Origin of the sequence: Sinomonas sp. G460-2, from assembly GCF_047759905.1 — a bacterium.
Taxonomy (GTDB): Bacteria; Actinomycetota; Actinomycetes; order Actinomycetales; family Micrococcaceae; genus Sinomonas.
In genome coordinates this window covers 1-10,295 of the sequence record NZ_JBKZWT010000122.1, presented here as the reverse complement: position 1 = coordinate 10,295, position 10,295 = coordinate 1, and the positions used below count along the sequence as shown (strand labels likewise).

Here is a 10,295-nt window from a genome sequence, read left to right as displayed (position 1 = left end):
CCCGGCATCGCGCACTTCACGTTCCCCGGCTGCGAAGGCGATTCGCTGCTGTTCCTCCTGGACATGATGGGCATCGAATCGTCCACGGGATCGGCGTGCACGGCGGGCGTCCCGCGACCCTCGCACGTGCTCCTCGCGATGGGCCTCACCGAGGACCAGGCGCGGGGGGCCCAGCGCTTCAGCCTCGGTTGGTCGTCCGCCGAGGACGACGTCGACGCCCTCCTCGCGGTGATCGGCCGCGCCTTCCAGCAGGCTCGCCAGGCGGGCATGGCCGGGCACGAGAGCACCATAAGGACAGCTTCCAGCCGCTGAGCGGGGTCCCCCTCGACGTGCCCGCGGTCCGTCCAGTACGCGTACTGGCTGGAACCGCTTTATTGGTCAGGCCCGGAGTCGCGTCTTTCCAGGGGCCCGGCTACTTCGTGAGGCCGAATTCGCCCGCGTCGGCCCGAAACCCGTACAGAACGGAACGCCCCGCGTCACTCTCCTGGCATGAGCTCCGCGAGCGGTACGGCCGGATCCGCGAGCCGCGCCTCGTCCACGACCGCGCGGGAGGCGATGAGCGCCTTGAGCGCCTTCTGCGACCGCGGCGTGTTGACGTTCATGGCGGCGACGACCGCGCCGTCTCGCAGCCAGAACGCGACGAAGCCGGCGAGCCCGTCCGCCACGGTCTCGATCGAGCCGCGGAGCACAAGCTTCGCCCCGCGCGCCCGCTGCCCATACCCCGAGTATTCGAGGCTGATCCCGAACTGATCGGTGTAGAAGTAGGGCGCGATGCTGAGCGCCGCGTCGATGCCCAGCATGGACTTCGCGGCGACCTTTCCGCCGTTGAGCGCGTTCGACCAGTGCTCGCTGCGCACGTGGTCGCCCGTGAACGGCTGGAGTGAGTTCGCGACGTCGCCCGCGGCGAAAACGCCCTCGGCCGAGGTGCGCAGCGAGGCGTCGACCACGATCCCGTTCCCCACGACGAGTCCGGCCGCCTTCGCGAGCCCGACGTCGGGCACCACGCCAACGGCCACGACCACGAGGTCGGCGGCCATCCGCTCGCCCGTGTTGGTCACGACGCAGGAGACGCACTCGCCGTCGTCCGTCGCCTTGAACTCGACGGGATGCTCGCCGAGCCGGAAGCGGACCCCCTCGGCCTCGTGCAGGCGGCGGAAGTAGCCGCCGAGCTCGGGCTCGAGCTGCCCGAGCGGCGTCGGCTCGCGCCCCACGACCGTGACCTCGTTCCCGTAGGTGCGCGCGGCGGCCGCGACCTCCATGCCGATCCAGCCCGAGCCGATGAGCACCACCCGCCGCCCGCCGCGGGAGAGCTCCGTGCGCAGGGCGAGGGAGTCCTCGAAGCGCCGCAGCGACACGATGCCCTCGAGCTGGGAACCCGGGACGTCGAGCGTGCGAGGCTGCGCGCCCATCGCCAAAAGCAGCGCCCGGTACGGAACGAGCGGCCCGCTCTCGAGCCTCACGACCTTCGACGCCGGCACGATCTGCGAAACCGTCTCCCCGAGCCGCAGGTCGACGCCGTTCTCCGCGTACCAGCCGGCGGGATTCACCGCGAGCTCCTCCTCGGGCGCCTTGCCGAGCAGGAACTCCTTGGAGAGCGGCGGCCGGAGGTACGGCTCGCGGTGCTCGGCCGCGACGATCGTGATGGGACCCTCCCAGCCTTCGGCCCTCAACGTCTTGGCGGCGCTCCCGGCGGCGAGCCCTCCGCCCGCAATGACCATGCCCTGTTCGTCCATGATCGGATCCCTTCGCTCGCGCGGCATCGTTGCCGTACCACTGCCGTACCACTGCCTACCACTGCCCCGGCGGCCGGGCTCGGGCCTCGCGGCCGCCCGCCGCTAGAATAGACCGGTGCGAGTTCTGGCAGCCATGAGTGGGGGAGTGGATTCCGCCGTCGCCGCGGCCCGTGCCGTCGAGGCGGGGCACGACGTCGTCGGCGTCCACCTTGCGCTGTCACGCATGCCCGGAACCCTGCGCACGGGCAGCCGCGGCTGCTGCACGATCGAGGATTCGAACGACGCGTGGCGCGCGTGCGACAAGCTCGGCATCCCGTTCTACGTGTGGGACTTCTCGGAGCGCTTCAAGGCGGACGTCGTGGACGACTTCGTCGCCGAGTACGCCGCGGGCCGCACCCCGAATCCGTGCATGCGCTGCAACGAGCGGATCAAGTTCGCCGCGCTCCTCGAAAAGGCCCTCGCGCTCGGCTTCGACGCCGTCTGCACGGGCCACTACGCCAAGATCATCCGGGACGCCGACGGCAATCCCGAGCTGCACCGCGCCGCCGATTGGGCCAAGGACCAGTCCTACGTGCTCGGCGTACTGACGCGCGAGCAGCTCGAGCACTGCCTCTTCCCGCTCGCGGACACGCCGTCGAAGGCTGAGGTCCGCGCCGAGGCGGAGCGCCGGGGGCTTTCCGTTGCGAAGAAGCCGGACAGCCACGACATCTGCTTCATCTCCGACGGCGATACGCGCGGTTGGCTCGCGGACAAGATCGAGCTCACACAGGGGGACATCCTCGACGAGACGGGCCAGAAAGTCGGCGAGCACGGGGGCGCCAACGCGTTCACCGTTGGGCAGCGCCGCGGCCTGCGGCTGGGCCGGCCGGCCGCGGACGGCAAGCCGCGTTTCGTCCTCGAGGTGCGGCCCAAGGACAACACGGTCGTCGTGGGTCCCGAGCAACTCCTCGCGGTCGACGAGATCCGCGGCATCCGCCTTTCGTGGGCCGGGCTGCCGCTGCCCGAGGCTGCGGCGGGGGAGGAGTTCGCGTGCACGGCGCAGGTGCGCGCCCACGGCGAGGCACTTCCGGCAACGGCGCGCGTTGCGCCGGGAACCTCGTCCGAGGCGGCTCCTGCTGACGACGCCGAGCTCTTCGTCACGCTCGAGGCGCCCCTCCGCGGGGTCGCACCAGGGCAGACCGTGGTGCTGTACCGGGGGAGCCGGGTCCTGGGGCAGGCGACGATCGACGCCGCCCGCTCGCTCGCGCGCCCGGCGGTCTGAGGGCTTACTGACGGCCGTCGCGCGACCAGGGGACGCACCGAGGGGAGGACGACGGCGGAGGGTGACTTCCGCCGTCGTCCTCCCTTGGCATTTCACATGGTGAGTTTTCGCCCATGCGGGAGTCGCCACGCGCCTCGGAATGTCAAGGTTTAGTTTCAATCTCCTCAAGCAAGGCTTTCAGGCCTGCCGAATCGTGATTGAATGCTGTGTGCACTCGGGCTGTGCGTTGAATCACAAAGCCGGCGCCCGCCCAGAACTCGAAAAGAGACAGAAGGTCATCCCCCATGGCAAAAAAGTCAGCCGTTCGGAGCGCAATCGCGCTCCTCGGCATCTCCGCGCTTGCGCTGACAGCGTGCACCGGCCCGTCCGGTGGCGGCTCTGCGCAGAGCGGCTCCGCGGGCGGCGGTCCGATCACCGTCGGCACGACGGACAAGGTGACGTTCCTGGATCCCGCGGGCTCCTACGACAACGGCTCCTTCATGGTCATGAACCAGATCTACCCGTTCGTGCTGAACTCGAAGCCGGGCAGCGCCGATCCGCAGCCTGATATCGCGCAGTCGGCCTCGTTCACCTCGCCGACGGACTACACGGTCAAGCTCAAGAGCGGCCTCAAGTGGGCCAACGGCGATGCGCTCGACTCGGCGGACGTGAAGTTCTCCTTCGATCGCCAGCTCAAGATCAACGACCCGAACGGTCCCGCGTCGCTGCTCGACAACCTCAAGAGCATTGACGCCCCGGATGCCTCGACGGTGGTCTTCCATCTCAAGCAGGGCAACGACCAGACGTTCCCGCAGGTGCTCTCGAGCCCGGCCGGTCCGATCGTGGACCACAACGTCTTCCCCGCCGACAAGGTGATGAACGACGACGACATCATCTCGAAGAAGGCGTTCGCCGGCCCGTACACGATCTCGACGTACCAGAAGAACCAGCTGGTCTCGTTCAAGTCCAACCCCGACTACCAGGGCATCCTCGGCAAGCCGGCCACGGACACGGTCAACCTCAAGTACTACGCCAACTCGAACAACCTGAAGCTGGACGTCCAGCAGGGCAACATCGACGTGGCGTGGCGCTCGCTGACCGCCACCGACGTGGACAGCCTCGCGAAGGATTCGAAGGTCAAGGTCCTCAAGGGCCCGGGTGGCGAGATCCGCTACATCGTGTTCAACTTCGACACCATGCCGTACGGTGCGAAGACGGCCAACGCCGATCCGGCCAAGTCGCTCGCCGTCCGCCAGGCCATGGCCAATCTCGTGGACCGCGACGCGATCGCGACGCAGGTCTACAAGGGCACCTACACGCCGCTGTTCTCGTACGTGGCGAACGGCTTCCCGGGCGCGACCACGCCGCTCAAGTCGATGTACGGCGACGGCAACGGCAAGCCGAGCACCGACAAGGCGAAGCAGGCCCTTTCGGCCGCGGGCGTGCAGACGCCGGTGTCGATCAACCTGCAGTACAACCCGGATCACTACGGCCCGTCCTCGGGCGACGAGTACGCCATGGTGAAGCAGCAGCTTGAGGCCTCGGGCCTGTTCAAGGTCAACCTGCAGTCCACCGAGTGGGTCACCTACTCGAAGGACCGCACGAAGGACGCCTACCCGATGTACCAGCTCGGATGGTTCCCGGACTTCTCCGACCCGGACAACTACCTCACGCCGTTCTTCACCGCGAACAGCTTCCTCAAGAACCACTACTCGAACTCGACGGTGGCTGACCTCATCGGCAAGGAAGCGACGAACCCGGACAAGTCCTCGCGCGAGCAGCAGCTGGGCCAGATCCAGGACGCGGTCGCGAAGGACCTCTCGACGCTTCCGCTCCTTCAGGGTTCGCAGATTGCGGTTGCCGGGACGAACGTCAAGGGCGTCGACACGACCCTCGACCCGTCCTTCAAGTTCCGCCTCGGCGTGATTAGCAAGTAGCCGAAGCGGGTACAAGCCGCAAAAGCACCACAAAAGCAAGTGCAGCGGCGGGATGCCACCGCATCCCCCCGCTGCCGTGCGGAGGAACCACCCCCAATGACTGCACTGACCGAAACGCCCCCAGAAGCCGCGGGCGTACCAACCCCAGCCGCGAAACGAACGGCGGGTGGCGGGCTCGCGACGTATCTCGTGATCCGCTTCCTGCTGATCTTCCCCACCATCCTCATCCTCGTCACGCTGGTCTTCTTCCTCATGAGGATCACCGGTGACCCGATCACGGCCGCGCTCGGAGGCCGCCTCCCGGCCGACCAGCTCGCTCAACGAATCCATGACGCCGGCTACGACCGGCCCATCATGATCCAGTACTTCGAATACCTCGGCCAGATCTTCACCGGGAACTTCGGCCGCACCATCTCGGACAACCGCGCCGTCACCGAGATGCTCGCGACGTTCGGCACCGCGACGCTTGAGCTCGCCATCAACTCGCTCATCGTTGCGTTCCTCGTCGGCATCCCGCTCGGCATGATCGCGGCGCACCGCCGCGACAAGACCGCCGACGCGGGGCTGCGCATCTTCGCGATCCTGAGCTACGCGACGCCGGTCTTCTTCGCAGGCCTCCTGCTCAAGCTCATCTTCTCGGTATGGCTCGGCTGGCTGCCGGTCGCGGGCCGCGCGTCGACGACCACCGAGATCTCCCTCTCGGGGCTCGGTGCCCCGAGCGGCATCTTCTGGCTCGACGCACTCCGCAGCGGCAACTTCGCCGCGTTCGGGGACGTCGAGGCCCACGCGGTCCTGCCCGCCATCACGCTCGGCCTGCTCACGGCCGGCGTCTTCCTGCGCCTCGTGCGGACCAACCTGATCGGCACGCTCGGCAAGGACTACGTCGAGGCCGGCCGTTCGCGCGGCGTGAGCGAGTACCGGCTTGTGACCAAGCACGCCTACAAGCCCGCGCTCATCCCGATCATCACGGTCATGGGCCTGCAGATCGCGCTCCTTCTCGGCGGCGCGGTTCTCACCGAGACGACGTTCGAGTGGAAGGGGCTCGGCTTCCAGCTCGCGCAGTACCTGACCGCGCGCGACTTCGTAGCCGTCCAGGGCATCGTGGTGCTGCTCGCCGTGATCGTCGCCGTGACCAACTTCATCGTGGACGTCGTCGCCGCGCTGATCGACCCGAGGGTGAGGTACTGATGACCACCCAGACAGCGCCACAGATTGAGCGCCGCGACCCCCTGTGGGTTCGCCTTCCCGTGCTCTCCCACGTCATGAACAGCGTGGGCATCCAGCGGACCATGCTCGTCACGGGCCTCGTCCTCACGGGCATCTTCGTGCTGCTCGCGATCTTCGCCCCGCTCATCGCACCGTTCGGCTTCTCTCAGATCTCCGACGCGGGCGGGGACTTCCCGACCCAGGACCCCCCGAGTGCCACGCACATCTGGGGAACCACGGTTGGCGGCTTCGACGTGTTCTCGCGTGTTGTGTGGGGCGCGCAGACGGCCATCCTCGTGATCGTCGTCGCGGTCGCGCTCTCGATCTTCGCGGGCGTGGCCCTCGGCCTCGCGTCGGGCTACATCGGCGGCTGGCTGGACCGCGTTCTCGTGGTGATCGCGGACGCCGTGTACGCGTTCCCGTCGCTCCTCGTCGCGATCGTCATGTCGATCGTCATCAGCCACGGCCAGTCGAGCCTGTGGGGCGGCATCCTCGCGGCCGCGATCTCGATCACGGTCGTGTTCATCCCGCAGTACTTCCGCGTGGTCCGCGCCGAGGCGATCCGGCTCAAGGCCGAACCCTTCGTCGAGTCCGCGAAGGTCATCGGCGCGTCGAGCTGGCGGATCATGGCTCGGCACATCTTCCGCAACGCGACCCGCAGCATCCCGCTCATCTTCACTCTCAACGCCTCGGAGGCCATCCTGACCCTCGCAGGCCTTGGCTTCCTCGGCTTCGGCATCGAGCCGACGAGCGCGTCCGAGTGGGGCTTCGACCTCAACAAGGCCCTGAGCGACGTCACCGCCGGCATCTGGTGGACAGGCGTCTTCCCGGGCGTCGCGATCGTGCTCACGGTCCTCGGGCTCACGCTCGTGGGAGAGAGCATGAACGACCTCGCGGATTCGCGGCTCCGCGCGCGTGGACGCAAGCGGACGACGGCGGCGGGCGGCAAAGGCGCGAAGTCCTCGCCTGCCGCGGGTGAGGCGAGCACTGCGGCCGGCACTGCGGCCGGTTCCACCGGCCAGGAAGGAGGCCAGGCATGAGCGAACAGCTTGACGTGCGGCCCGCGGGTCCCGCGGAGACCGTCCTGGAAATCGACCATCTCGCGGTCTCATTCGCCACGGACGCCGGGGAGGTCAAGGCCGTTCGCGGCGTGAGCCTCGACGTCAAGGCGGGCGAGGTCGTCGCCGTCGTCGGTGAATCCGGGTCCGGCAAGACGGTGACGGCAAAAACGATCCTTGGCCTGCTGCCGGAGACGGCCACGAGCTCAGGCGCCGTCGTCATCAACGGGCAGAACGTCGTCTCGATCTCCGCGTCGAAGCTCCGCGAGCTGCGGGGCCGTGACGTCGCTATGGTGTTCCAGGAACCGTCTACGGCGCTCAACCCCGTCTTCACGGTGGGGTGGCAGATCGCCGAGGGCATTCGGGCGCATCGTGGGCGCGACGGGCGCAAGGTGTCCCGGAAGGAGGCCCGCGAGCGGGCCGTCGAGGCACTCAGGAAGGTCGGCATCCCCGACCCGGAGAAGCGCGTCGACTACTACCCGCACCAGTTCTCGGGCGGGCAGAAGCAGCGCGTCGTCATCGCGGCGGCGCTCGCGCTCGATCCCGAGCTCATCGTGGCCGACGAGCCGACCACGGCCCTCGACGTGACTGTCCAGGCCGAGATCCTCGAGCTCCTGCGCGATCTGCGCGACCTGTACGGGACGTCGATCGTGCTCATCACCCACAACATGGGTGTGGTCGCGGACCTCGCGGACCGCGTCGTGGTCATGTACCAGGGCGAGGTCGTCGAGGAGGCCCCGGTGCGGACCCTGTTCGCGGAGCCGCGCGAGGACTACACCCGGCGCCTCCTCGCGGCGGTTCCGCATCTGGGCCGCGACTCGGCCTCGGAGGGCGCCACCGAGCGCCTGCGGCAGGCCGGCGAAGTCCTCGTTGAGGCGAAGAACCTCGAGATCGTGTACCCGGGTCGACTCGGTTCCCCGGCGTTCCGGGCCGTCGACGGCGTCTCGCTCACGGTCTCCGCGGGGGAGGTCTTCGGCCTCGTCGGCGAGTCGGGATCGGGCAAGACGACCATCGGCCGCGCGATTGCGGGTCTCAACCGGGCGACGGGCGGAAGCCTCAAGGTCCTCGGGCATGAGATGGTCGGCTTCCACGAGCGGGCGTTCCGCCCGCTGCGCAAGGAGATCGGCTTCGTGTTCCAGGACCCGGCGGCGTCCTTCAACCCGCAGCTCACCATCGGCGAGTGCGTGGCCGAGCCGCTCGTGGTGCACCTCGACCTCGAGCCGGCGCAGCTCCGCCGGCGCGTCGGGGAGCTGCTCGAGTCGGTGCAGCTTCCCGCGTCGTACGCCTCGCGCTACCCGCACGAGCTCTCGGGTGGCCAGCGTCAGCGGGCCTCCCTCGCGCGCGCCCTCGCACTCGAGCCGCGCCTGCTCGTCGCCGACGAGCCGACGTCCGCCCTCGATGTCTCCGTCCAGGCGAAGGTCCTCGAGCTGTTCCGCGAGATCCAGGCCGAGCTCGGCTTCGCGGCGCTGTTCATCAGCCATGACCTCGCGGTCGTGGACCAGTTGAGCCACTGGGTAGGCGTCCTGTACAAGGGGCGACTCGTCGAGCAGGGCATCGGCAGCCGCGTCATGAACGCGCCTCAGGACGAGTACACGAAGCGGCTCATCGCGTCGCTTCCGGTCCCAGACCCGGTCGAGCAGGCCGAGCGGCGGAAGGCTCACCGAGCGCTTCTGGGCAGCTGAGCGCGCGCCGGCGGCGAGCCGGCACCACTCTCCGAGGACGACGGCGGCAGGTCACCTGCCGCCGTCGTCCTCCGCTCTTTTGGGCTTCTTGGGCGAGTCCCTGGCCCCGCTTCTCTGGGTCCCCTTCTTTGGCACGCGTCTTTGGCTCGGTTTCCCTCGCTCCGTTCTTCTTTGGCGAGGCCTCGTGGCCGGGCTTGCGGGGGTGCGTTTATTTTGTCGGAGGCTCATGCGAGGGTTGGTTCATGGGGGAAAACGTGGGGGAGCGCATGGGGGACAGCCCTGGGGAGGGCCCTGGGGAGAGCTCGGGGGAGAGCCGTGGGGAGAGCTCGGGGGAGAGCTCGGGGGAGAGTCCGCAGACATTGCCGCGTAGCGAGGGCGGCGACGACGTGAACGAGGCTGGTGGCCGGATCAGCCCGGGGGCGGAAGATGCTGACGGTGTCCATGCTGCTGCTTGTGTTCACGGTGCGGCCGACCCGGCCTGCGCCCACGCGTCCAGTGCTGATACCGACGCTGTTGAGGCCGCTCCTGGTGCACCTGCCGCTGACGCACTTGGCGCTGATACCGACGGTGTTGAGGCCGCTCCTGGTGCACCTGCCGCTGACGGCGCTGCGGAGGCCGAGCCAGCTCATCCGAGTGCCGTCGTCTTCGAGGCGCGGGCTCAGTTCGTGGGCGGTCTCGTCGAAACCATCCAGGGGCTTGAGGAGGCCGAGGCGCGGATGCACGCCGTGCGGGCGTACGCGCTCTCCCAGCTGTGCGAGCACTTTCGTCTCACGGCGAGGGATGCACTAGAGGCGGCAGAGGCGCCCGGGCTCGCGGCCGCGGAGGTGGCGGCGGCGCTGAACGTGTCGCAGCGCACGGGCCGGGCGATGGTCGAGGACGCGTTGGCTCTGGCCGATCCCGCTCTCGCTCCGGTCCTGGACGCGCTCGGGGCGGGGCGCCTCGACCGGCGTCGAGCCCGGGCTGTGGCCGAGCATGCGGCAATCCTCGCACCCGGCAAGGACGCGGCCTTTGCCGAGGCCGCGGTGCGGATCGCATGCCCTGAGGACCCGAGCAGGGCTCCGTCCCCGGGCGCACTCTCGCGGCGGCTGCGACGCCTTGCCGAGGATTATCACTCCGAGCCGCTTGCCGCTCGGAAGGCCCACGCCACCGCTTTCCGGAAAGTCGACCTCGAACCAACCCGGGACGGGATGTGCTGGATCACCGCGTACCTACCGCTTGAGGCCGGGGCAGCGATCGACGCCAGGCTCGAAGCCCTCGCCAGGTCCCTGCAGGGCCCGGGCGAGGAGCGAGGCGTGTCACAGCTGCGCGCCGATGCCTTTCGCGATCTTCTTCTTCACGGCATCACGGACCCCGCGCCAGAAGTGGCCCGAGGGCGCCCGCTCGCGGTAGCTAGGCCCGACGCCCCGCCCGGATCCGTCGCCGCGCCCGCGGGAACCGGA

8 protein-coding genes are annotated in these 10,295 nt (G+C 68.8%); 7 read left to right on the top strand and 1 reads right to left on the bottom strand.

Features of this window, described 5'->3' with window-relative positions:
• Positions 1-312 (top strand): aminotransferase class V-fold PLP-dependent enzyme (locus ACLN58_RS12455; protein WP_415855579.1); only part of this gene is annotated, 312 nt, incomplete at its 5' end.
• 164 nt (positions 313-476) lie between these two features.
• On the opposite strand, the gene ACLN58_RS12450 is transcribed toward ACLN58_RS12455, so the two are convergent.
• The gene (locus tag ACLN58_RS12450) at positions 477-1,733 is read right to left on the bottom strand and encodes an NAD(P)/FAD-dependent oxidoreductase (protein ID WP_415855578.1); all 1,257 of its coding nucleotides are present in this window, start codon (positions 1,731-1,733) and stop codon (positions 477-479) included.
• 115 nt (positions 1,734-1,848) lie between these two features.
• Here ACLN58_RS12450 and mnmA point away from each other — a divergent pair, with 115 nt between their 5' ends.
• The 6 genes from mnmA to ACLN58_RS12420 all read left to right on the top strand — a co-directional run.
• Positions 1,849-2,994 (top strand): tRNA 2-thiouridine(34) synthase MnmA, encoded by a 1,146-nt coding sequence (gene mnmA, locus ACLN58_RS12445; protein WP_415855577.1) that lies wholly within the window; start codon positions 1,849-1,851, stop codon positions 2,992-2,994.
• Between the two features lie 284 nt (positions 2,995-3,278).
• Positions 3,279-4,910, top strand: a complete 1,632-nt coding sequence (locus tag ACLN58_RS12440) for an ABC transporter substrate-binding protein (protein ID WP_415855576.1) — start codon at positions 3,279-3,281, stop codon at positions 4,908-4,910.
• A gap of 96 nt (positions 4,911-5,006) precedes the next feature.
• Positions 5,007-6,098 carry an ABC transporter permease gene (locus ACLN58_RS12435; RefSeq protein ID WP_415855575.1) on the top strand — a complete coding sequence of 364 codons (1,092 nt, stop codon included), beginning with the start codon at positions 5,007-5,009 and terminating at the stop codon, positions 6,096-6,098.
• The gene (locus ACLN58_RS12430) at positions 6,098-7,156 is read left to right on the top strand and encodes an ABC transporter permease (protein WP_415855574.1); all 1,059 of its coding nucleotides are present in this window, start codon (positions 6,098-6,100) and stop codon (positions 7,154-7,156) included. The genes ACLN58_RS12435 and ACLN58_RS12430 overlap by 1 nt, the downstream gene beginning before the upstream one ends.
• Positions 7,153-8,856 carry a dipeptide ABC transporter ATP-binding protein gene (locus ACLN58_RS12425; protein ID WP_415855573.1) on the top strand — a complete coding sequence of 568 codons (1,704 nt, stop codon included), beginning with the start codon at positions 7,153-7,155 and terminating at the stop codon, positions 8,854-8,856. Before ACLN58_RS12430 ends, ACLN58_RS12425 begins: the two co-directional genes overlap by 4 nt.
• A gap of 665 nt (positions 8,857-9,521) precedes the next feature.
• A partial coding sequence (locus tag ACLN58_RS12420; RefSeq protein WP_415855572.1) for a DUF222 domain-containing protein occupies positions 9,522-10,295 on the top strand: 774 nt, incomplete at its 3' end.